This window comes from bacterium, assembly GCA_023382385.1.
Lineage (GTDB): Bacteria > Electryoneota > RPQS01 > RPQS01 > RPQS01 > JABWCQ01.
In genome coordinates this window covers 505003-525409 of the sequence record JAHDVH010000002.1, presented here as the reverse complement: position 1 = coordinate 525409, position 20407 = coordinate 505003, and the positions used below count along the sequence as shown (strand labels likewise).

General features: G+C 56.4%; 17 protein-coding genes and 1 pseudogene. 11 read left to right on the top strand and 7 right to left on the bottom strand.

Annotation, left to right across the window (positions count from 1 at the left end):
• The first annotated feature begins 135 nt into the window (after positions 1-135).
• From KJZ99_06445 to KJZ99_06430, 4 genes are all read left to right on the top strand, one after another.
• Entirely contained in the window at positions 136-426 is a 291-nt protein-coding gene (locus tag KJZ99_06445; protein MCL4305534.1) for a hypothetical protein, read from the top strand.
• Positions 423-2714 carry a hypothetical protein gene (locus KJZ99_06440; protein ID MCL4305533.1) on the top strand — a complete coding sequence of 764 codons (2292 nt, stop codon included), beginning with the start codon at positions 423-425 and terminating at the stop codon, positions 2712-2714. The genes KJZ99_06445 and KJZ99_06440 overlap by 4 nt, the downstream gene beginning before the upstream one ends.
• Positions 2715-2846: 132 nt before the next feature.
• A complete protein-coding gene (locus KJZ99_06435) occupies positions 2847-5303 on the top strand; it encodes a hypothetical protein (GenBank protein MCL4305532.1) in 2457 nt (818 codons plus the stop codon).
• A 137-nt stretch (positions 5304-5440) separates the two neighbouring features.
• Positions 5441-8026, top strand: a complete 2586-nt coding sequence (locus KJZ99_06430; protein ID MCL4305531.1) for a hypothetical protein — start codon at positions 5441-5443, stop codon at positions 8024-8026.
• Between the two features lie 56 nt (positions 8027-8082).
• Here the strand turns inward: KJZ99_06430 and KJZ99_06425 are convergent, their stop codons facing one another.
• The 5 genes from KJZ99_06425 to KJZ99_06405 form a co-directional block, all read right to left on the bottom strand.
• On the bottom strand, positions 8083-9453 hold the full coding sequence (locus KJZ99_06425) for a hypothetical protein (protein ID MCL4305530.1): 1371 nt from the start codon (positions 9451-9453) through the stop codon (positions 8083-8085).
• Positions 9450-9656 (bottom strand): hypothetical protein, encoded by a 207-nt coding sequence (locus KJZ99_06420; GenBank protein ID MCL4305529.1) that lies wholly within the window; start codon positions 9654-9656, stop codon positions 9450-9452. Before KJZ99_06420 ends, KJZ99_06425 begins: the two co-directional genes overlap by 4 nt.
• Position 9657: 1 nt before the next feature.
• On the bottom strand, positions 9658-10479 hold the full coding sequence (locus tag KJZ99_06415; GenBank protein ID MCL4305528.1) for a hypothetical protein: 822 nt from the start codon (positions 10477-10479) through the stop codon (positions 9658-9660).
• 9 nt (positions 10480-10488) lie between these two features.
• Positions 10489-10854: a hypothetical protein gene (locus KJZ99_06410; protein MCL4305527.1), complete on the bottom strand. Its 366-nt coding sequence runs from the start codon at positions 10852-10854 to the stop codon at positions 10489-10491.
• A gap of 170 nt (positions 10855-11024) precedes the next feature.
• The gene (locus tag KJZ99_06405; GenBank protein ID MCL4305526.1) at positions 11025-12095 is read right to left on the bottom strand and encodes a hypothetical protein; all 1071 of its coding nucleotides are present in this window, start codon (positions 12093-12095) and stop codon (positions 11025-11027) included.
• 16 nt (positions 12096-12111) lie between these two features.
• Here KJZ99_06405 and KJZ99_06400 point away from each other — a divergent pair, with 16 nt between their 5' ends.
• The gene (locus KJZ99_06400; protein ID MCL4305525.1) at positions 12112-12735 is read left to right on the top strand and encodes a hypothetical protein; all 624 of its coding nucleotides are present in this window, start codon (positions 12112-12114) and stop codon (positions 12733-12735) included.
• Here the strand turns inward: KJZ99_06400 and KJZ99_06395 are convergent.
• Complete coding sequence (locus KJZ99_06395) at positions 12732-13118, bottom strand: hypothetical protein (protein MCL4305524.1); 387 nt, start codon at positions 13116-13118, stop codon at positions 12732-12734. The genes KJZ99_06400 and KJZ99_06395 overlap by 4 nt on opposite strands.
• 586 nt (positions 13119-13704) lie before the next feature.
• On the opposite strand from KJZ99_06395, the gene KJZ99_06390 reads away from it, so the two are divergent.
• The 3 genes and pseudogenes from KJZ99_06390 (at position 13705) to KJZ99_06380 (ending at position 14883) form a co-directional block, all read left to right on the top strand.
• Positions 13705-13932 carry a hypothetical protein gene (locus tag KJZ99_06390; protein MCL4305523.1) on the top strand — a complete coding sequence of 76 codons (228 nt, stop codon included), beginning with the start codon at positions 13705-13707 and terminating at the stop codon, positions 13930-13932.
• Positions 13923-14738, top strand: a complete 816-nt coding sequence (locus tag KJZ99_06385) for a hypothetical protein (GenBank protein ID MCL4305522.1) — start codon at positions 13923-13925, stop codon at positions 14736-14738. The genes KJZ99_06390 and KJZ99_06385 overlap by 10 nt, the downstream gene beginning before the upstream one ends.
• A gap of 4 nt (positions 14739-14742) precedes the next feature.
• Positions 14743-14883, top strand: a pseudogene (locus KJZ99_06380) (phosphoribosylanthranilate isomerase).
• 349 nt (positions 14884-15232) lie between these two features.
• On the opposite strand, the gene KJZ99_06375 reads toward KJZ99_06380, so the two are convergent.
• The gene (locus tag KJZ99_06375; protein MCL4305521.1) at positions 15233-16021 is read right to left on the bottom strand and encodes a hypothetical protein; all 789 of its coding nucleotides are present in this window, start codon (positions 16019-16021) and stop codon (positions 15233-15235) included.
• Between the two features lie 966 nt (positions 16022-16987).
• Here KJZ99_06375 and KJZ99_06370 point away from each other — a divergent pair.
• Genes KJZ99_06370 through KJZ99_06360 form a run of 3 tightly spaced genes read left to right on the top strand, consistent with a single transcriptional unit; the run spans position 16988 to position 20406 of the window.
• Entirely contained in the window at positions 16988-18235 is a 1248-nt protein-coding gene (locus KJZ99_06370) for a cytochrome P450 (GenBank protein MCL4305520.1), read from the top strand.
• 30 nt (positions 18236-18265) lie between these two features.
• Entirely contained in the window at positions 18266-18493 is a 228-nt protein-coding gene (locus KJZ99_06365) for a ferredoxin (GenBank protein ID MCL4305519.1), read from the top strand.
• A 47-nt stretch (positions 18494-18540) separates the two neighbouring features.
• Complete coding sequence (locus tag KJZ99_06360) at positions 18541-20406, top strand: glutamate mutase L (protein MCL4305518.1); 1866 nt, start codon at positions 18541-18543, stop codon at positions 20404-20406.
• The last annotated feature ends 1 nt before the right edge of the window (position 20407 follow it).

Below are 20407 nucleotides of genomic sequence, written 5' to 3'. Positions count from 1 at the left end.
CATGATTGTGCTTCATGCTGCTCCCTTAGAGCGGCCCCTTGTGGGCCGCTCTTTTCTTTTTTTACATATGGATAACGTTGACAGGTGATGCGAATAGGACTACATTGGTCATATACTACCTATAAGGAGACTTGGATGAGGTTGTTCCTACGTTTGTCTGGCATTGTCCTGTTCGCAGGGGTTGTTGTCGCCGCGATCATGACCCCCGCGAAACAGTCGAGTTTGGTCTCTGGACTAAGTCCGGCGGTTGAGATTGCAGAACTTGAAGCAAGAATCGCGTCGACCAGGAAGCCGGTTTCCCAATCAATCCTGAGTGGACTGCGCGGCTGGCGGAGCTGCTGCCGCTGGTTTCGAACCACCCTGCAAACGTGCAGTATGACTATCCTCTCCAGTCAGGAGATGGAGGCTTCGCGCCCGGCGCGGTGATTCGCCCACAACAACTGACCCCGCTGGAGCAGCAGATTCGAGAACTGGAGTTTCAGTTCAGTGGCGGGCTGGGCAGTGAAGAGCCGGACGCCGTGACCCGCGCGGCTCTGAAAGAACAACTTCATGAACTCTACATGCAGCGCAACATTCGGGAGAATGCGAATCCACTGGATCAGGGAGCCGATTTCTGCCCGGGGACCCTGGTGACGGGAATTCCCTATACCGACACCGGGACTACCGCAGGCATGGGGAATTACTACAATCCGATTGCGCCCTGTGCTCCTACGGCCTCGCCGGACGTTGTGTACAGATTTGAGCCGTCGGTGACGATGCAATATACCATCAGCCTGCTCGGGTCGAGTTACGATACCTATCTGTATGTGAACACAGCCGGCGCTTGCCCGGGCGCCTTGCAGTTGGCCTGCAACGATGACTTCGGCGGATTGCAGTCTCAGGTGACGTTGACGCTTCTGGCCGGACAAACGTATTTCATCATCGTAGACGGATACGGTACGGGCAGTTTCGGCGACTACGTCTTGAACATCTATGATAATTGCGAGATCACCTGCCAGCCCGGTGATGTGATGGAGTGTCCCGAAGTGCGCGACTCTCTGCATCCCGCCACCGATTGCAATGGCAGCTGCCTCCGCGAAGTCTACGGCAATGACCCGATTTCGCAGGAAATCCTGCCGTTTCAAACAATTTGTGGACGCGGTTTCACCTATATCGGACCGAACGGCGGCAATTTCCGCGACACGGACGCCTATCGCTTTACGCTGACGGAAGCCTGCTCGCTGAGTGTCACAATCACGAGCGAGTTCGTCGTGAACATGTTCATTATATCTGCATCCTGTCCGTGGTCTACCCTGTATCAGTTCCAGACGTTGGATGTTGCCTGTTCAACAGGAACCTATATCTCCCCCTGCTTCCAGCCGGGGACCTATGACTTGGTGGTGACGCCGCGCGCAGTTACTGGCATTAATGACATGCGGGAGTATCGCGTGCGGCTGGATTTGATTCCGTGCAATGGCTGCCGGATTGATGCCGCGCTTAATGCGCCGGGCAGCATCGCGCGGAACACGTGCGATGCGGGCAATGATTGTAATCTGCGCGGAAGTCAGGAAGTAACCTATGGTGTGACGATTCCCCACGACGGAGACTGGACTCTTTCGCTCTGCGGGCCGGACGTCATTTGGGACAGCTTCATCTATCTGACCAGCTCCTGTTGCGGCGGAGTGATTGCGTTCGATGACGACGGTTGCGGCGGTATCGGTCTGTCCACCATCAACTGCAGAAGTTTGACTCGCGGAGTGTATTACCTGACCGTCGAAGGATTCAACAGCACGCACTGCGGTCCGCATGTGCTGACCGTGAGCGAGTGTCAAGGGGCCTGCTGCTACGGGGATCCGTACGATCCTACTTGTGCCTATATCGGTCAGGCAGAATGTGAGGCGCTGGGTGGCAGATTCAGGATGTTTGAACCGTGCTCAACCGATGCCTGCCCGTCTCTGCTTTGTGTTACAGGTTCATCAGTTTCGCACAGTCCGCGGCCCGTTGAAAACGGCTTGACCGGCCTCTACAGCGACATTGAAACCGGCTGGCGCTGCTACGACAACTACAATACCGTCGGGAACATTCAAGCTTTACGGTTCTGGGGTTTCTGGGGAGACGTGTGTGTGCAACAACCCGCGTCGTTTGAAGTTTTGTTCGTGGATACGGCCAGCAACGAGTCGCAGACCTATACCGCAGCACTCATCGGCACACCGACCGGAGTAATCGTCTCCGGTGTTTACGAAATGTACGAGTATAACCTGCAGCTGGTCCCGCCGTGTCCCATATCCACAGGCTGGTTGTCCATATACGGAACAAATCCAACCGGCTGCAGTTTCGCATGGGCGTCATCCCAGGAAGGAGATCTCTCTGCCATCTCGTATTTAGGCGCGGAGCCGTATCCGCTGACTGTGGACCTGGCATTCTGTATGGCCGGCTCCGGATGTGAGATTGACAGCCTGACGATTCTCTGGGATCCGAGTTTGAATTACCCGTTGCATTGGTGGCAGAGTCATGCTGGAACATTTACGCTCTACTACTCGCTCGTGAACAATCCGCAATTCCCGGCGGACTATTTAGCCGCAGGCACCATTCCCGCTTGGGCCGGACCCAACGCAAGCAGTGTTTTTATTCCGATTGGAATTGACTTTGTGACCTTCCTCGGACAAGCCAACTGCTCTCCGCCGGCTGCGGGTCAGCAGCAAGGACCATTGATTCTCAGAGTCGGACAGCAGTAAGCTTCGTGCAAGGTTTCGTGAGCGGCTTGGGTGACGGACCCGAGCCGCTCTTTTTTTCTGAACACCTGAAAAGCGTTGACAGCAGGATGGTTTTGGCTTACATTACGAGTCCAATTTTACCCGAGGTGCCGCGTGAAAAGAACCGGAATCATCATGATGATGCTGGGCAGTCTGGTTTACGGTCTTGCCGTGGGTCAGGACAATCCGGCGATGTGGGAGGATGCAACTCAGTCAGAGGTTGTATCGCCGATTGACTTTGCCACCGCGCAGGTCGTGCGGCAGCAGGAGCTGTCTCCGCTGGAGCTGCAGATTCAGGAGCTGGAGTGGAGGCTGCAAAACAATGGCCAGCCCGAGCCGCTCGACGAGGCGACCTTTGCGATCGTCAAGGCACAGTTGGCCGACTTGTATGAGCAGCGGCCGCGCGAGCGCACGCCGCTCGATGACGGGGCCAATACCTGTCCCGCTCCGCTGATTCCGCAGCTTCTGCCGTATACCGACACAGGCACAACGCTCGGCGCCACGAACAACTTCTCTCCCTTGACTCCCTGTGGGACGACCAACGCGCCCGACAAAATCTACCGCTACATTCCCACCTACACCGGCATTCATTTCATTGACACGTTCGGCTCGGACTTTGACACCTACCTGTATATTCGTACGGGCGGCGCCTGTCCGGGCAACACGCACGTGGACTGCAACGACGACGCATGGTTCACTCTGCAGTCGCGGTTGCAGGTAAGTTTGAATGTCGGGCAGGAGTATTTCATTATCGTGGACGGAGCAGGAACCTCCGCGGGTAACTACGTTCTGCATGTTGAGAACAACTGCAATATCGGGACGAGCAACACAGCTCCGTTCGGGGAATGCGCCGAGACGGCTAATTCACCCGCACACGCCAGTCAGGACTGCAACGGCGGCTGCGGCAACACCAACTATGGCGGAAGTGTAAACTGGCAGGAAATCAGCCCGTGTCAGTTTGTATTCGGTCGCGGTTTTACCTACTTGGGACCGCAGGGACAGAACCTGCGCGATGTGGATTGGTATCGGTTCACGCTCTTTGAGTCGTGCAGTCTGCGCATCGGGTTCGTTGCGGAATTCAACGCGGGCATTTTCATCTCGGACGTCTCGACGTGTCAACCCAACTTCTACTTCACGGCGTCGGCGCTGGCCTGTCAGTCCTATTCCTTCATGACGGTCTGTTTTCCGCCCGGGACGTATGCACTCGGTGTGATGCCGGCGTTTGTCGCTGGGATGCCCGCGCCGCGCGAGTATTTCTTCTCGCTGGACCATTTCCCCTGCTCGGGCTGCAAAATCGACGCGGGCATTGTCGTCTTCACCTCGCCCGTCGGAATTCAAGACTCCACCTGCGGAGCGGGCAATGACTGCGGACTCAGGCCGAGTGCGGACCGCACCTACTGCATCACCATTCCGCAGACTTCGGACTACACCTTCTCGCTGTGCGGTTCTTCGCCCGCGTGGAACAGCTACATGTATCTGACATCAACCTGCTGTGGTAACATCATCGCGCAGAACAACGACGGCTGTGAAGGCACGGGGTTGTCCAGTCTGGAGTGCGTGTCGCTGCAGGCAGGATACTATTACCTGACCATTGAGGGCAATGCGGCGGGCGATTGCGGCAGCTACACACTGCTCATAACCAACTGCCGCGGCTCCTGCTGCTATGGCGATCCGTCCAATCCATCCTGTCAATTCACGACGCCGAGCGTCTGCGCGACGCTGGGCGGTCAATATACGGAAGGACAGCAGTGCACGCCGGGATTATGCTATACACGGCCAGTGTGTGAAGACGGTTCGCAGTTCTCGCAACTGCCGCATCTGCCGGATGAGACATGGAGCGCGTTTGCGACGGACTACTGGCTGCCCAACCGGCTCTACGAAGACTACTCCGCTCCGGGACTCATTAACTCGGTGCGCTTCTGGGGAATGCATATCAACTACATCACCGGTCAGGCGTGCTCGGCGGACCAGCCGCACAATTTCCAAATCACGTTCATTGACAGCGCGAACGGTCCGGCGGTGCAGAGTTACAATGTGACCGTGACGGGTTATCCGGTGCCGCTGTTTTACGGCGCGAATTACCAGATGTATATGTATGACGCGGACCTGCCGTCGAGCTGCAATCTTCTGTCGGGTCGCATTCGCATCGTGGGCAACGACAACGACGGCTGTGTCTTTCACTGGGCGACGTCGCCGCAGGGCAACAACTCGGTCGTGCTGGTCAATTCGGGCGGAACGATTGAACTGCAGCGCGATGTGTCGCTCTGTCTGGGGCGCGGCTGCGCGGCTCCCGACAGCGTGTTCATCAACATGTTTCAGGTGAATTTCTATCCGATTCACTTCCGGCAGGTGGAACAGGGCTACGCGACACTCTGGCACTCAACCAACATTGACGCGGTCTTTCCCGCAACCTACACGGCCGTGGGAGGGGCCTATCTGCCGCCCGGCTACTATCTGATTCAGCATAACTCGATTGATCCGCAGGAGCGCTATGTGTTGACCAATCAATGCGGCCCGCCGCCGGTGTCCGGCACGCCGCAGGATGAAAGCCTGTTCCGGCGCATCGAATAGTTTCTTTCAAACCGAAGACTTGATACAGAGCGGCTCCAGCGATGGGGCCGCTTTTCATTTTGTGTGAATGTCACAGAGGTTTGCAGAATGTGAAATTGTGCACTAACTTGAACTTCAAGGTATTGAAGGAGTGTCTAATGAAAAACATATATGTATTCTTAGTTGTGTTAGGGTGTTTGTGCTGGGTCTATGCCGCTAAAACCGGTACGTTGCCTGCGAGTCTTTCTGCAACCCAAATTGAAATTGCTGAACTTGAAAAGAGCATCGCGGAGACTCGCGCCGCAGGTCAAACTCCCGATGCGGGATGGGTGACGCGACTGAACGAGCTTGTATCTGCATCCGGTAATATATCGGCGAAGCAGTCTGCTGAGTTCAGCACGCCTCTCGAACGTGAGCCGTTTATCGCGGAGCGGATTATTCGCCCACGAGAGGTGACCCCGCTCGAAGCGCAGATCAGCGCGCTGGAGTTCGCATATCTCGGCGGAATGGGAACGTCGCTGCCGGATGAGGTGACGCGCGCGAATCTGAAAGAGCAGTTAAACGAGCTTTACGCACAGCGTCCGGAGAATCGGGAACGCAACGCTCTCGATCAGGGCAGCGACGCGTGTCCCGCCACGGTCGTCACCGGTGTGCCGTATTACGACTCGGGAACGACGATGGGCAGAGTGAACAATTTCGCACCGCTGCAGCCCTGCAATCAGACCAACGCGCCGGATGTGATTTACAAGTTTATTCCGCTGGCAACACAAACCTACCATATTTCGCTGGAGGGGTCGAGTTACGATACGTATCTCTACGTGAACGCGGGCGAAACCTGTCCGGGTTCGACGCAGGTCGGCTGCAACGACGACGCCCTCGGGCTTCAATCCTATTTGGGTTTGACGCTGAACGCGTTCCAAACGTACTACATCATCATTGACGGCTACTCGACAAACGCGGGTGCATATTCTCTGCAAATTTCGGACAGCTGCGTGGTCGAGTGTCAGCCGGCGGATGCGCGGGAGTGTGTGGAAGTTCTGGGCGAACAGAATCTGTGGAACGACTGTAACGGAGCCTGCAACAACGAGAGCGGAAACATCCTGTGGGGGACGGTTCAGCCGTTTCAAACGGTGTGCGGCGTGGCATTCACCTATCTGGATGCGACCGGTGCTCCCTTCAGAGATACGGATTTTTACCGCTTCACATTGAATGAACCGTGCTCATTGCGCGTGACGATTGAAACGGAGACGCCGCTGCAAGTCATGGTAGGTGTGCTCTACCCGCCGTGTGTGGTTGACGATTACTATATCATGTACCCGTACAGCGTTTGCACCTCGATATCTTACGTCACACCCTGCATGCCGGCGGGCGAGATGGAGCTGTTTGTGGGGTCGGCATTTGCGCCAGGCGTCAACGAGAAGCGCGAGTATCGTGTGCTGCTGGAGACGATTCCCTGCAACGGCTGTCTGGTGGACGGCGGGCTGGTCGCGCCGCAGTCTATCTCCGGTAGCACCGTCAATGCGGGCAATGATTGCAATTTGCGCAGCAGCCTCGACCTAACTTATTCCATTACGATTCCCTACGCCTCGGATTGGACGTTTTCGCTGTGCGGGTCGGGAGAGGATTGGGACAGCTACCTGTATTTGACGGACGACTGCTGCGGCGAGGTGATTGCGGAAGGCGGCGGAGGCTGCGGCTCTCCGGGCTTGTCGGAGTTGAATTGCGTGCCGCTGACGCCCGGAACATATTATCTGACGATCGAAGGTGCGACTCAGAATGACATCGGTCCGGTGTATCTGTATGTCTCGGATTGCATCGGCGCGTGCTGTTATGGCGAGATACAAGCGCGGACGTGCGAGGTCCTGACGCGTTCGGAATGCACGGCGCTCAGCGGCACGTTCTACGAACAGACACAGTGCGGAGTCGTGTCGTGCTACACGAGGCCGGAGTGCGGAGAGATGGGAGGACTATCGGCTCAGGCTCCGCACCTGCCGGACGAGCAATGGGTGATCGGCGTCTCGGATTACGAGACTCCATTCCAGCAGTATGACAACTATTCGGTGGGCGGAGCCATCGGCCAGATACGTTTCTGGGGCATGATGGTGGATTGGGGAGCGCCGATGCTGACAGAGTGCGCAGACGACCCCATCGAGTTCGAACTTGCATTTATTGACAGTGCGCAGGGCGCGGAACAGATTTACACCGTGAGCGCGCTGGGAACGGATCTCGGTCTGCGATATAACGGAACTTTTCCGCTGCTGCAGTTTGACGTGCAGTTCTCACCAATCTGCACGCTGACGACAGGCTGGCTGCGGATTGCCACAGCGGGAAGCAATGAGTGCGACTTCGCGTGGATTTCGACGCCGTGGGGCGACGGGATACCGGGTGTGACGTGGGAAGAGGAATACGGAACCTATCCGGCGGAGGAACGCGCGTTCTGTTTAGGCAGCTACTGTGTGGGTGTGGACAGTCTGACGATTCAGCGGACGCTTGCCGTGTATCCGCGCTACCGGCTCGAATGGTGGCAGGCGGAAGCGGGAATCGTGTATATCTTTTCATCAGACGACGCATCCGCCGTGTATCCGGACGGTTATAGTTATCTGACGGGGATCGGTTTTCCGACTCCCGGGCGGCATTTCTACGAAGCTCCGATCATGACGGATCAACGGTTCTTCGTTGTGGTGCGCGACTGTTCGGGTGCGCTGACGGGACAGCCGATGCCGAAGGCCGTGCCGAAGAGATAAAGCAAAGCAAACACGAACGCTGACGAAGCGGCGCGGGCAACTGCGCCGCTTTTGTTTTAGAGTCTGGCGACGCGCGGAGTTGCGGGGTAGTGCTCTTCGGCAGCATCGAGGTTGACAAAGAAGTAGCGGAGCGCATCGAGAGAATGGTCGGAGTCGCCGTCTTTCAGGGGCTCCTCTTTGTTGGCGGCCCAGCGATAGCGGGCGAGGTCGCGGATCAGTTTTTCGCAGCGCGGCGAAATCAGTAGCGACACTTTGCCGGAGGCGTCGCGCAGGGCGGATTTGACGCGTTCGACACCGGGGAGAATTTTGGAAGAGCGAAAACGCAGCTTCAGGCCGTTGCGAACGAGAAAATCCACAGGCGAGATGCCGCTGTCCTGCGCGGCGGCACCGGAAGGATCGCAGGAAGTCCACGTGAAATCATATTCGTGCAGACCGAAGAGCAAGTCTGTGCGGAGCAGCGCGGCGTGCATGGCTTCGGTGGTGGCGTCGCGGCCTTCCCATTCGGAAAAGACAATGTATTCACCGGAAGGGATGCGCTGCAGCCAGAGGACGAATGGTTTGCGATAGCCGAAATCAATCGAGCGGTAGAGCGGCCAATCCTTGCGCGGATGGAACTCATCTTTGAGAATGTGCACGACGGGGTCGAACTCGGAATAGACAAGGTCTTCCGATGAGTCGAAGGAGATTTCCTGTTCGCGTTCCCACGCGGCCTGCGAGAGTCCGCGCGCGGCGTCGCGTTTCCATCGGGCATCGCGCTGCGGGTGCAGGGAGTAGTGGATGCGGTGAATGTGAAAGTTCTGCGAAGTCTTCGCTTCGGGCACCGCCGCGCAATCGGAAATCATGCGAGCGAAGAGATTGTGCGCGCCGCCGGATGAAGAGACTCCGACGAAAGAGCCGCCGCTCTGCAGAGCAGGCTGCAGGGCTGTCCAGATGTGCGAATCGAAGGGCGTGAAGGCCATTTCATCCCAGAAGACGGCGGTGGGCGAATACATGCGCGGGCCGTCGGGAGTGGCGGGCAGCGAGAGCAGACGCGAATGCAGTCCCGCGAATTCGAGTTCGGACTTGTTGTTGGTGGCGAGTTTGGGCCGCATCACGGCGGGCAGATGACTGAGGATGAAGCGCGCGCGTTCGAGCAGCTCTTCGGCACAGCGTTCATTGCGCGAGAGGAAGAGATAGACGCCGGGCTGTTTGAAGAGCGCGCGCCAGAGAAAGAGCGCGACCATGCTCCATGTGACCATCATCTGCCGTGATTTGGGAACCAGCAGATAGCGATGCGTCTGCGCGGCGTGAATCAGCTCACGCAGGTAGTCGAAGTCGGGAAAGGCGCGGGTGCCGTGCGCAGGGTCCTGCGTCTGGACGTGTGAGGTCAGGAAGCGCCACGGCGAACGCGAGCAGAGGAGCAATTCATTGAAGTCATGTTTGTTCATTGCTGTTCCGGCTCCAAGCGTGTCGTGGCCTGACGGAGGATTTCCAAAGCCTGTTCGGTGGTGAGCGATTCGGCGGGAGACTGGTCGCCGGCGAGTTCGAGATAGAGTTTGATGGCGGAGACGTTGGTGCTCTTGGCTTCGGTGGCGAGATCGTAAAGCGTGTCGAGCACTTTCTGCTTGGCTTTTTCGGTGAAGATATTCATGTTATTCGACAAGGGTTGAACGGAGAGAGTGAGGAGTGACAAAGGGTGCGAGCACGTTCCACGCGGCGGTGTGCCATTTATCGGAAAGCTGAAGCCATTCGCGGGCGCGGGAGTAGGCATCGCTGCCGAGATTGCGCGTGAGCATCAGCGCGGCCATGCCGCGCGCGACGATGTGCAGCGCGAGGTAGGTGGCTCCTGATTGCAGGCCCTGGTCGGTGGAGGATGCGGAGTAGCCTTCGCGCAAACTGCGGAGGATGACGTCTTCGGCTTCGACGATGGCCTGTTCAATCAGCACGTCTTCGGCGGAGCCGTGCGCGACGATGTAGTCCACGAGCACGGTCGCCCCGTCGGGAATAGTGCTGCCGGAGGCGCGGCGCACGGTGCCTGCGGCGTAGTCCACAACGAAGTCTGAAGATTCCGCAAAGAGGTGATAGCGGCCATACCAGACGACGGCGGGGAAGGAATTGGGAATGGCACCGGAAGCGAGGCGTTTGAGCTTGCCTTCTTCATGATTGACGCGGTAGTCGTGTTCTTCGGTGAAGACCTGCGCGAGACTTAAGGTGCTCGCGACAACGACGCTGCCGCGCGCGAGGTTCGCATAAGAAAGCGAGGCCCAGTTTTCATTGACGAGCACGACGGAGGGTTCGAGCGTGGGAAGTTCGGAGGCGAGCCACTTGACGCTGACCGAAGCGAGGACATTTCCCTGCGGCAGGGGGACGGGTGTTGTGCCTGAGAGTGTCAGGGGGATGTTTTCAAAGGGAAGCGCGGGAGTGTTGGAAGCGACGAGGTGTTTGCGAACAGTGAGAAGGTCGGTGAAGGGCATGGGTTCTCCTTAGAAGCGATTGACGGCAACGACGACGGTGACTTGCAGTGTGGAACTTAGCGGGACCGATTCGGCGCGAAGCGAGGTGGAGACGCCATTCAAGCGAACACGAACGGTGAAGACACCGCCGTCATTCTGACAGTAGACGGAGAGCCTGTCGTGCGCGGCAAAGGTGACGTCACCGATGTCGGAGTAGATGTCGGAGCCGTCAAAGACGGTGATGCTGACCAGCGTGCCGTCCAAGGGAAGCGGCAGGCCGTCGCCGGCGATGCCGCCTGCGGAGGGGAGATATTGAGAAGAGGAGCCGGTCGTGCCGCTGAAGGTGAAGCAGAGGAGCGGTTGACTGGCGAGGGCGATGGCGAGATTAGATTTCATGGCGGGAGTTTGGAAAGACCGGAGGGATCCTTCAGGCCGCAACGGCCTTCAGGATGACGACACAGAAAAAGGGTTTTGGTCGCCGCGTTGATGCGGGGTGGGGTCCCCCGCCTCCGCAGAGGGAAGCGGGGGACGACATTCGAATGGAATGACGACGCGCAGAGGAGAGTTTAGTAATCGCTCATGGCGACGGCTTCGTCCACCATGATGGTGTAGACGGACTCTTTGGAGACGACGGCGGATTCGAGTTTGTGGGAGATGATTTTTTCGGCTTCAATCAGGAGCGGTTGCGCGACGGACTCGCGGACGGCGAAGCGATGGTCGAGCGCGGCGAATTTCGTGGCGGTTGCTCCTTCGACAGCGACGAGGCGTGTGTTGAGCGGAAGGAAGGTGCGGTAGTCTCCGGTGTTGGCGAAGGCTCCGCCTTGAAAGGCCTGCGCGTCCTGCAGCTCGTTGATTTTCAACACGACTTCGATGTCGGACTTCGCGCCGAGCAGGTGCGTCATGCGCGCGGGACCATCGAAGGCCATTGCGAGATGCACGAGGTCGGTGTAGGCGAAGGTGCCGCCGGAGCCGTTGAAGGAGTTTGAGGGAGCGGGCGAGGTGCCGTCACCGTTGACGACGATGTTGTAGATTTCGGAGACTTCATCCGCCGCAAGCTGCGCGCCGATCCACCAGAGGAAGACGCGGAACTCGGCGAGCTTCTGGTTTTTGAGAATGCGGTAGCTGAAATCAAACTGACGCCCGCGGTCAATCATCGCGGTTTCTTTCTGTCGGTAGGCGAGTTTGACCACAGGGTAGGCGGCGTGATCGTGACGCCGCTGCGGCTTTTTAGCAAAATCGGTTTTGATGTAGATAGGTGTGACGGTGGGGCCGCGCTCGGGAACAACTGCGGCGACGAGTTCTTCGGGGTCCTGCACCATTTTGTAGCCGCGACGGATTTCGCGCGAGACGTATTCGGGGGCGAGAATCATGCCGGGGCCGGAGAGAAACTGTTCGAGCGTGGCGGCGTTGCGGCCGGTGAAGGTGATGTCGGCGAGAAAGAGTTGACGTTCGAAGGCGTCGAGCGGAGTATCGAGTTGTCCGTCGGGTTTGCGCGGCGAGGGGTCGAACTCTTCAAGGAGTTCGGAGAAGGTCATGCCGCGTTCCTGTGCTTCGGAATAGAGGGCGAGGTTTCCGCTGCGGGAGTGTTCCTGCACTTTGTCGCGGAGAGAGTAGGCTTGGGAAAAGTCGAGGGTCATAATTTCTTGTTGTGGAGTGGTTGCCTTTGCGGGTCAGGAGACGCACAACGGCGGGGAAGGGTTGTTATGCGTCGAGCAGGACGTCGCAGGTGGTGGCGGTGGTGTCGACAGCGATGACGAGGCCGCGATGAGTGGTGCCGCCCGTCGGAACATCGGCGGAGGTGGTGGCGCGGCGGACTTTGCCGGTGCCGTCGCATTCGACTTTTTGTCCGACGGCGGGTGCTGTGCCGGAATAGAGGAAGCGCGCGACGCCGGTGACCTGCACGGTGCAGAGTTGCGGAACGGCGGTGCCGCTGACGAGGGCTTCAGAGACGGAAATGACTTTGCCAATCAAGCGAGATCCGGCGGCGCCCATTCCAACTTTGTTATGGTCGGCCATCGCGGCGGCGGTGAGATTGGAGTCCAAATCGCTCCACGTGAAGTCTTTGTTGGAGGTGGTGTCTACTTCGAAGGTGAGCAGGAGATTGGATCCTGCACCGTCATTGTCGATGCGGAAAGAAGTGGGCATAATGAGAGTGGGGTTGGAGGAGTGAGGTGTGAGGATGGATGCCAGAGAGATCCTTCAGGCCGCGACGGCCTTCAGGATGACGACGCAAGTCAGTTGAGGCAAGACTGCAAGCGAGAGAGTAGGGAGTGTTAGGTTGTGCCGAGGCCTGACCGGAGCAGCAGGTCGGTGGGCACGCGGGGAGTTTTGGAAGGAGTAGCGCTCCGGGCGATGGGGGCAAGTTGAAAGACTTGGTTAAAGAGGAGGGAAGCGTGGCGGCGGGCGGACAGAAGCTGCTCGCCGCTCAAGGTGAGGGCGGTTTGCGGGTCGGGACAGGCAGGCAGGAAGCCGGCGAGTTCGAGTTTGCCGCTTAGTTCGCGGCGGAGTTCATCTTCATAGAGGCTGAGGAGTCCGCGCAGGGCGGCGTTTTCGAGAGTAGCGAGTTCAAGTTGACGGGCGACTTCATCGAGATCGAGAGTGGTGGGGTTGGAGAGGAGTTCGAGGGCTTGGGAAAGGGGGGAATCGGAAAGAGGGGTCATGGAGAGGCTCCGTTGTTGAGGACGGCAATAATGTATGATAAAAAGTGCCTGTTGTCAAGAGGATTCCGCATAAAAAGCACAAGTCATTGTTTCAACGGGGCTTATTTGCCCGTTTGTTCAATTATCAAGTACCAGATTGATATTTTATTTTTTGAAAATATTTCATTTATATTATATTGAATTTACGAATTTGGAGGCGAAAGAGAGGCGGTATGCCTCTTCTTGAGGCTTATAGGAAAACAGGTGTTTAGAGATAACTACTTATATTTTTGTTATTAAGCTGGTTGCGGTTGAAATTGCTGGAGATAGTTAGTTTGTTGTATTTAGGATATACTTGAAAAAGAGAGAATCCTGAAACTGCTCAAGCAAGGATTTGAGGATAGCGAATCGGGGGCGGATTTGAGTCAGGCTGCATGTGCGAAGGGTGTTCCGGGGAGACGTAAACTTCTCTTTGCGCTGTAATTTAGCATAGCGATTTGATTGACTATAGGCGGACAAATTTGTATTTTTTTAGGCTATGGAGATAAGGTATTTAAGGGATTGTCCAGCGTGCGGTTCCGGTCTCCAGTAGTTGCCCTCACCCCTTATGTCTTCACATTGTCAGTATAGCTTTGCGGATTTGTATGAGGCTGCGTTCGGCGCAAAGCCGACGCGCGCCGCATTGGAAGAGCTCTATGCGCTTTCGCAGACGGAGCGCAATATCGTGGTGCGCGAGTGGGCGGCACGAGCGAAGTGGGAAACGACGGACGTGACGGGCAAGGACGGCCTCGTGTATGCGAGTTTTGGACCGAAAGGATCTGAACCATGCTCATAGTTTTAGTGTGTTGCCTGATCAGCGCGCACGTACTCGCCGCCGAGCCGCTGATGGTGAGGACGATTGGCGACCACACCTTCACGATTGCGCCGGCTGCCGACGGAGTGATGAAAGAGCTTACCGTGACGAAGCGGGAGAAGAGCGTGTGGAGTATCAGCGACTACATCGTGCGCGTGCTCGATCAGGACTCGCTGAAGATGCCGAAAGACCTGACGGGAGATAAGATTCAGGATGTGATCGTCGAGACGTATTCGGGCGGTGCGCATTGCTGTCTGGCGCACTACGTGCTGTCGCTTGGATTCAATTTTGAGGTGATTGACACGATCGATCATCCGGGCGCGTGGGGCGACCGCGACGGAGACCGGCAGTGGGACGTGACGGCAGGGGATTTGACGCTCGACTATTGGAAGCTGCCGCACAGTGAGTCGCCGATTCCGGCGGTGGTGCTGGAAGCGTCGCGCACGGGATTCAAGGCCGCACCGGAATTGATGCGCGCGCCGGAGCCTGACGCATCCGAAGTGCTACGGATGCTGCGGGAGACGCGGGATGGCAAGGCGTGGAAAGATTACGGGCCGCATATCGATCAGGAGTTCATGCCCGCGTCGATGGCGGTGATTCATCGTTACTTTGTGGAGATGATTTACACGGGGAACGCAAGGCTCGGATTGGAACTGCTGGACACGGGCTGGCCGCCGTTTATTCTGGGGAAAGAGCAGTATCTGGCGGATCTGCACGCGCAATTGCGCAAGAGTCCGTATTGGGATGCGCTGGCGGAATTGAATCCGGGGACGATGTTTGGAAAGTAGCCGCGTGACGCGCGTCAAGATTTGCTGCATTGCATCGGTTGAGGAAGCGGAGCTTGCGATTGCGCATGGCGCGTGGGCGATTGGGCTGGTGGCGAAGATGCCCTCTGGACCGGGGCCGATTGCGGACGAGTTGATTGCGGAGATTGTTATTCTGGGAGACTGCAGCAGTTGGGCCGCAACATGATTTTGTCTCGTATCTAATGCAGATACTTGTTCTAAGCACTTAGAATGAAGTTGCTCTGAGTTCATTGAAAAAACCAAGGTGGGCGCACGACCACTACGCTACTTCTGCTTCTTGGGCTTGACCCAGAAACGGAAAAAACGCGCATTCTTCGGGTAGATTCTTCTACCCTTCCGGACAATGTAGCGACAGTAGATCAGTACATATCCGGCTTTCGGCGGCTGTTCCATTTGGAACCTCCCTTTGTCATCGGCTGGCCAGCCTGTGAATGGAAATGAAGGGAGTTTGCTGGGTCGGCGCCCACCTTGGAAAACTACTCAGTCAACGATGACAAGTCCTTGTTAAGCTGGATCTGTAGACCAATTACATCGAGTTGGGCTTTCAGAATCTTAATGTCCGCCTCCGTTAATTCGTCTGGCAGAAGTAATGTTACTTTTCTACCCGCTGTCACAGCGAGGGTAATATTCTGACCACTATGAGAAACCCGACTCGATTCAGTTGGTTCATTTCGCTCGTCAACAATAACGGCATCTTGATATTGCTCAGAGTCCTTAGAGACAATGCTTACGGCCTTCGTGTCTTGGGCAATTAGTCTGTCGTTGGCATCCAAGTAACCAGCGAACCTTGCAGACTCAACAAAGCACCTCGCCGCATTTTCCTTCGCAGATTCTGAAATATCGTAGTTGTGAAACAATAGATTTGCGAGTTCGGTTGGCAACTTATCACCTGCATAGTCAGCAATGAGCTGGCTGTACAAGTCAGGTGAACGAAATGCCTCCATGATTGCGGCTTGTTTATCTTCTGGCGACAGTGGATGTAGCATACGCTTGCCGAGCGCTGTTATAGCAATACCTTCTCCACGCCCATCGAGTAGATTGTATTGATAGCAAGCTGCTATTTTTGTAGAAAATGCCCCCGACGATGGCGAAACTCCAAAAACGTGTGCAATCGAGTTTCGCGAAGTTGCTTTGGATCCAACTTTTACCTTGAACTCCGCCAAGAACTCAAGAGCGCGCTCAAGGTTGATGCCTGGATGGTTACGTGACCTTTCCCGTTGCTTTTTAACACCACCAAGCTCGAGTGGAAGCGAATCGTTCGACATTGCCTTCTCCTTTATTTTATCTGACCAACCGAAATTCTCTGAATATAGGTTCAAACGTACGCTTTGTCAAGTGACGTAACTCAAAATCTATCTAAATGCAAATATTTGTAAATACTGTTGTTACTATGAACATCTATGTCGAATTGCAAGAACCGAGGAGGCCTGCGAATTATTTCTGATCAGTCAGATATTAAATCAGTAATCTCTGTAAGACATCGGCAAGATAGTTTTAAATATTTATGATTTATAAACTTATAATTCAGCGCGCATTTCCAATATTACCGAAATAAAATCTATCCGACTCCTTTTTGCCACGATAGACTCTCGATTCGCCAATGTAAGAGTTTTTTGGATAATTACCAAACAGAAAGAAAAGAAACTCGCCCACCGAAGACTTAGCGGGCCGTCAAGAGTGCGCATAACGAGTGCGAGGCAGGTGAAGACACCTGCCGCCGCGCATGCGCTTGAGATTTGCCTGGGGGACTTTGCCCGCGAAAGCGGGCGCTAGATTCGGAACTAGATTTCGGCCAAGTTGCGCAGACCTAACTCGGCTCGGCGAACAATCATCTTGTCGTCATTCTGAATGAAGGCTTGGCGTGGTGAGGAATCTCTCTGGGGTTCTCCAGAGAGATGTTTCACTACGTTCAACATGACGACTGTTTGAGTTGGGTGGTGTGAGCTTCTGATGGTTGCGTCCCTTGAATACATCCCAACATAGGATGACAGAATTTCAGAAACACCCTGGTCCCCCAAATCTGAAGACAGATTTAGGGGGAGAACGGAAGCAGAGAGATCCTTCGCTGCGCTCAGGATGACGACTGGATTGGTTGGTTGGGATGCGCGTGAAGTGGTTGCCTGCGTTGGCGCGATCCTTCACTTCGCTCAGGATGACAGAGAAGCAGTTCAGGTTACAAGGTGTCGGCGTTCGCAGTTTCTTGATTCTTACTTCATTTTGGATAATTAAGCATGCACACGACTGAGTATTTCAACGACATGATGACGCGGGACGTGATGAACGATCCGCATACGTATTACCATCACCTGCGCGCGCACGATCCGGTCTATTGGAACGAGAAGTGGGGCGGTTGGGTGCTCACGCGGTATAACGATATCGTGAAAGTGCTGCGCGATCCGGCGGGGTGGTCATCGCAGCGAATCAAATACTTGAGCGAAGAGATGCGGCCGGGCGACGAAGTGCGCTTCAAGCCGATCTTCGACGTGCTGGCCAACTGGTTTATCTTCAAGGATCAGCCGGATCACACGCGGATCAGACGTTTGCTGAATCCGCACATGACGCCGTTCGCGCTGGAGAAATATAAGCCGCGCATTCAGCAGATCGTGCACTCGGTGATCGACCGGATCGAAGCGGGCAAGAAGTACGATATGGTGAAGGAGTTCTCGTATCTGATTCCGCTGACGGTGATTTTGAATATGCTGGGGATTCCCGAAGCGGACAAGGATCGCGACGACATCAAGTATTGGTCGGAGCAGATCGGACTGCTGTTCTTCATTCGCGCGGACGAACCGAAGCGGCGCGAGATCGCGTGCGAGGGGATCACGTCGTTCGTGAACTACCTGTCGCCGCTGGTCGAGGAGCGCAGAAAGAATCCCAAAGAGGATATGATCAGCATTCTCACCGAAGCGGAGAAGCAGGGGATTTTGAGCAGCGACGAAGTGATTTCCACGACGATTCTGCTGGTGTTCGGCGGACACGAGACGACGACGAATCTGATCAACAACGGTTCGCTGGCCTTTATTCAGAATCCGGATCAGTGGGAACTGTTGAAGAAGAACCCGAGTTTAGCGGAAAGCGCGGTGGAAGAACTGTTGCGCTACGACACGTCGGTGAAGGCGACGGTGCGCTGGGCGAAGGAAGATATTATGGTGGGCGACAAGCTGGTCAAGAAGGATCAACGGCTGCTGCTGGCGTTAACGGCAGCGAACCGCGATCCGGAGATTTTTGCGAATCCCGACAAGCTGGACATCACGCGCAATCCGAATCCGCATGTGGCGTTCGCGCACGGCATTCACGTGTGCATCGGCGGGCCGCTGGCGCGCATGGAAGCCGCGGAGACGTTCCGCATCATGGCGGAAAGAATGGATCTGCCGACGCTGGAAGCGAACATGCTGGAATATCAGCCGGCGATTGTGTCGCGCGCGTTAAACGAGTTTCCGGTCAGCTGGGCAACGTGTCCGGTGGCGCACCACGCATAATCCAAGTTTTTTTTTCAATCTCTGCCGACTATGTCCAAATACAAGATTACGATAGACAAGAACCGCTGTGTGGGTTCGACACTGTGCATGATGGAAGCGCCGGATATTTTCGGGCTGGATCCAGAGCGTCAAGCACAGGTGATTGATCCGGAGACGCTCGACGACGAGGGGGTGCTGGCTGCGGCGCACGCCTGCCCGATGCTGGCGATTCTGGTCGAGGAGAAGGAGACGGGACAACGGGTGTGGCCGAGGAGTTAGGGACTTACTGTTTGGATTTTTCATTTTCACCATAAACTGATTGAGTAATGAGCACAAAGAAACCTTCCGAGATTACGACGATTCTGGCGACGGACTGCGGTTCGACGACGACGAAAGCCATTTTGATTGAGAAGCAGGGAGATGAGTACCGGCTGGTGTGTCGCGGCGAGGCGCCGACGACCGTAGAAGCGCCGTTTGAGGACGTGACGAAGGGCGTGCTCAACGCAATATCGGAAATCGGTGAAATCATGGGGCGCGAATTCACCGAGAAAGACGGCATCATCAAAACCAAAACGGGCGACCGCGGCTGCGACACGTATATCTCGACGTCGTCGGCAGGCGGCGGATTGCAGATGATGGTGTCGGGTGTGGTGAAGGCGATGACCGCCGAATCGGCGGAGCGCGCGGCGCTTGGCGCGGGAGCGATTGTGATGGACACGATGGCCTCGAACGACGGACGGCTGCCGCATCAGAAGATTGAGCGGATTCGCAAACTGCGTCCGGACATGATTCTGCTCTCGGGTGGAATTGACGGCGGGACGACGAAGCACGTGATTGAACTTGCGGAACTCCTGAAAGCCGCGCGACCGCGTCCGCGTTTGGGTTCGTCGTATAAGCTGCCGGTGATTTATGCGGGCAACAAAGAGGCGCGCGACGAAATCAAGCGCGTGCTCGGCGAAGAGGTGGATTTGCTGATCGTGGACAATCTGCGTCCGGTGCTCGAGCGTGAGAATCTCGGTCCGGCACGTGATGCGATTCACGACCTGTTCATGGAGCACGTGATGGCGCAGGCGCCGGGCTATCGCAAGCTGATGGCGTGGACGGATGCTCCGATCATGCCGACGCCGGGCGCGGTGGGAGATATTATGCAGCGGGTGGCGAAGGCGCGGGACATCACGCTGGTCGGTGTGGACATCGGCGGCGCGACGACGGACGTGTTTTCGATTTTCCGAGTGCCGGGAACGGAGACGCGCGAGACGGTGTTCAACCGCACGGTGTCGGCGAATCTGGGTATGAGCTATTCGGTGATGAACGTGCTGGCCGAAGCGGGAATCGAGAATATCCTACGCTGGGTGCCGTTTGAGATTGACGAGCGGGAGCTGCGCAACCGTATCGCGAACAAGATGATTCGACCGACGACAATTCCGCAGACGAAGCAGGAGCTGCAGATCGAGCAGGCCATCGCCAGAGAAGCATTGCGGCTGGCGTTTGTTCAGCATAAGAATTTCGCGACATCACTCAAGGGTATTCAGCAGGAGCGGACGATTTCCGACACCTTCGACCAGACCGGTTCGGGCGAGACGGTAGTGAACATGATGGATTTGAATATCATCGTGGGGTCGGGCGGAGTGCTGTCGCACGCGCCGCGCCGCAGTCAGGCCGCGCATATGATGATTGACGCATTTCAGCCGGAGGGTGTGACGGAGCTTGCGGTGGACTCGATTTTCATGATGCCGCATCTGGGTGTGCTGGCGAGCGTGCACGAAGAGGCCGCGATTCAGGTGTTCGAGAAGGACTGTCTGGTGCGGCTGGGGACGTGCGTGTGTCCGGTGGGCAAGGGCAAGGAAGGCCGGCCGTGTGTGACGGTGACGGGGACGCTGCCGAACGGACAGACGTTTAATGAAAGCGTGCCGTTCGGTGAATTGAATCTCTATCCGCTTGGACCGGGACAGGAAATCAAGGCGAAAATCAAACCTGAAAAAGGTTTTGACGTCGGCGCGGGCGCGGGCAAGGAAATCGAAGCGACGCTGCAGGGCGGGGTTGTCGGATTGATTATCGACACGCGCGGGCGTCCGCTTGAATTGTCGCCGCAGACGGAGAATCGCGTGGCGAAGATTCAGAAGTGGACGAAGATTCAGGACTTCATTCTGGAAGGTGCGGACGACCACGGTGTGGCGACGGTGAGGAAGTAGG

Coding starts and splice junctions, on each gene's coding strand:
- KJZ99_06445 (MCL4305534.1), top strand. CDS start 136: ATGAGGTTGTTCCTACGTTTGTCTGGCATTGTCCTGTTCGCAGGGGTT.
- KJZ99_06430 (MCL4305531.1), top strand. CDS start 5,441: ATGAAAAACATATATGTATTCTTAGTTGTGTTAGGGTGTTTGTGCTGG.
- KJZ99_06425 (MCL4305530.1), bottom strand. CDS start 9,453: ATGAACAAACATGACTTCAATGAATTGCTCCTCTGCTCGCGTTCGCCG.
- KJZ99_06420 (MCL4305529.1), bottom strand. CDS start 9,656: ATGAATATCTTCACCGAAAAAGCCAAGCAGAAAGTGCTCGACACGCTT.
- KJZ99_06415 (MCL4305528.1), bottom strand. CDS start 10,479: ATGCCCTTCACCGACCTTCTCACTGTTCGCAAACACCTCGTCGCTTCC.
- KJZ99_06410 (MCL4305527.1), bottom strand. CDS start 10,854: ATGAAATCTAATCTCGCCATCGCCCTCGCCAGTCAACCGCTCCTCTGC.
- KJZ99_06405 (MCL4305526.1), bottom strand. CDS start 12,095: ATGACCCTCGACTTTTCCCAAGCCTACTCTCTCCGCGACAAAGTGCAG.
- KJZ99_06395 (MCL4305524.1), bottom strand. CDS start 13,118: ATGACCCCTCTTTCCGATTCCCCCCTTTCCCAAGCCCTCGAACTCCTC.
- KJZ99_06390 (MCL4305523.1), top strand. CDS start 13,705: ATGTCTTCACATTGTCAGTATAGCTTTGCGGATTTGTATGAGGCTGCG.
- KJZ99_06385 (MCL4305522.1), top strand. CDS start 13,923: ATGCTCATAGTTTTAGTGTGTTGCCTGATCAGCGCGCACGTACTCGCC.
- KJZ99_06375 (MCL4305521.1), bottom strand. CDS start 16,021: ATGTCGAACGATTCGCTTCCACTCGAGCTTGGTGGTGTTAAAAAGCAA.
- KJZ99_06370 (MCL4305520.1), top strand. CDS start 16,988: ATGCACACGACTGAGTATTTCAACGACATGATGACGCGGGACGTGATG.
- KJZ99_06365 (MCL4305519.1), top strand. CDS start 18,266: ATGTCCAAATACAAGATTACGATAGACAAGAACCGCTGTGTGGGTTCG.
- KJZ99_06360 (MCL4305518.1), top strand. CDS start 18,541: ATGAGCACAAAGAAACCTTCCGAGATTACGACGATTCTGGCGACGGAC.